This window comes from Promicromonospora xylanilytica (genome assembly GCF_054782895.1).
In genome coordinates this window covers 1-1,708 of the sequence record NZ_BAAGRP010000043.1, presented here as the reverse complement: position 1 = coordinate 1,708, position 1,708 = coordinate 1, and the positions used below count along the sequence as shown (strand labels likewise).

General features: G+C 69.6%; 1 protein-coding gene. It reads right to left on the bottom strand.

Translation table 11 applies throughout. The features are described from left to right. Window positions 1–662: 662 nt before the first annotated feature. Complete coding sequence (locus ACYVK7_RS17705) at window positions 663–1,490, bottom strand: HAD family hydrolase (protein WP_460889041.1); 828 nt, start codon at window positions 1,488–1,490, stop codon at window positions 663–665. Between the last annotated feature and the right edge of the window lie 218 nt (window positions 1,491–1,708).

Below are 1,708 nucleotides of genomic sequence, written 5' to 3'. Positions count from 1 at the left end.
TTGATTGCGAGTCACACGCGCCGAGCAGGGCAACGCCAGCCTGACCAGCCGATCCCAGACCAGCCACTTGAAGACTGACAGTTTATCTGGGTAGTGAGTAGCCGGGAGGAGCTTCACCTCCCGGCTACTCACGAGGAGACTGCTGAAGAACCGGTGTTTCTGTCCGCAGGGGATGTGGGCGGCGGGCGGATCGCCACGATACGGCAGTCTGTGCGGCATCAAGGTCAGCACCCCGAGGGTGCGACTGCGTGGGTCGGTCCGCCCGCCTGAACCCATCGTGAGCCCGTGACGGGACGGTTGTCCACAGGTTGCGGGCGGCGGGCCGGCTGTCAGGCCAGCGCCCAGGTCCCGGATCGGTGTTCGAGGCCGAGGGCGAGCAGACGGTGCAGGTTTCAGACCGGCGGTCCGGGTCAGCAGCCCCCTTGCTACGCATTTTCGGCAGGGACCGTCTCGTCTATGGCAGCGTGCGCTTGTCGATGGGCGGGGTTTTGGTCGCGCAACGGCTGGTGCCTGCCTGCGGGTGCTGCCCTTCACTGAAGTTGTGCTCACGCGTGTACGACGAAGGTGCCAGACCCCTCCGGGGGTCTGGCACCTTGGTCGTAGCAGGGTCTGCGGACCCGCTCAGTGCACGTTCCGGTTGCGATGTTCCTCCAGCCTTTTGCTCAGGGCCTCTCGTGGTCGGTGGTCAGTGCGGCCAGGATGCCCAGCACCGTGGCGGCGCCGTGCTGGGCGAGGGCGCCGGTGACGTGGTCGGCGGCCTTGCGGACCTGTGCGGGGGCGTGGCCCATCGCCACGCCCCACGCGGCCCAGACCAGGGCTTGCAGGTCGTTGATGCTGTCGCCGATGGCGAGCGTGTCCGCGCGATCGATCCGCAGGCGTCGGCGCACGGTCTCCAACGCCGTCGCCTTGGACACCCCGGGCGGGGTGACGCCGATCCAGTCGGCACCGGCCGGCGTCGCCGTCAGCCCGGCCGCGCGCAACGGGCCGATCAGGCTGTGCGCGCCCGGTGCGCGCAGCACGATCCGCGGGGAGGCCAGCGCGCCCAGCTCGTGGACCGGCAGCACGGTCTGCTCACCACGCAGCAGGCCTGCAGGGAAGGGCTCGGAGACGTAGTAGCCGACATCGATCTCTTCCACGGCGATCGCAAGGCCAGACAACCGGGCCTCGAGGGCGCAGGACACCACCTGGCGGGCGTCGAGCGTGCGCACGTCGGCCAGGTCGAGCCTGTACCCGTCCGGCGTCAGGCGCGCGATCACGGCGCCGCTGGACGCGATCGCCCACCCCTCCTCCAGGCCGAGCACAGCAGCGATCGGCACCACCCCGGCCAGCGACCGCCCGGAGGCCAGCACGACATGATGCCCAGCAGCGCGCACCGCACCCACAGCCGCGACGGTAGGGGCGGGCACGTCCAAGCGGGCACTGGCGGTCAGGGTGCCGTCGATGTCCAGCGCGACCAGAACCGGCCTCGAACCCGCCCCGAAGGACGGCACGGGCGGGACTATCGGAGTCGGGGTTGATGTTGGTGTCATGAGCGATCCCAAGAAGAGTCGGTGCCGGACTGATCCGATTCTGTCGGCTTTCACACGGAACCCGCCACCCGAGCACCGCCGCACCCCCTCGGCCGGCGGGCCTTCGCCCCGAGAAGTGGACACGTCTTCGTGTGGTCAGGCGGCCAGCCGTAGCGTAGCCGGGTCGGTTTCGTGTTCGT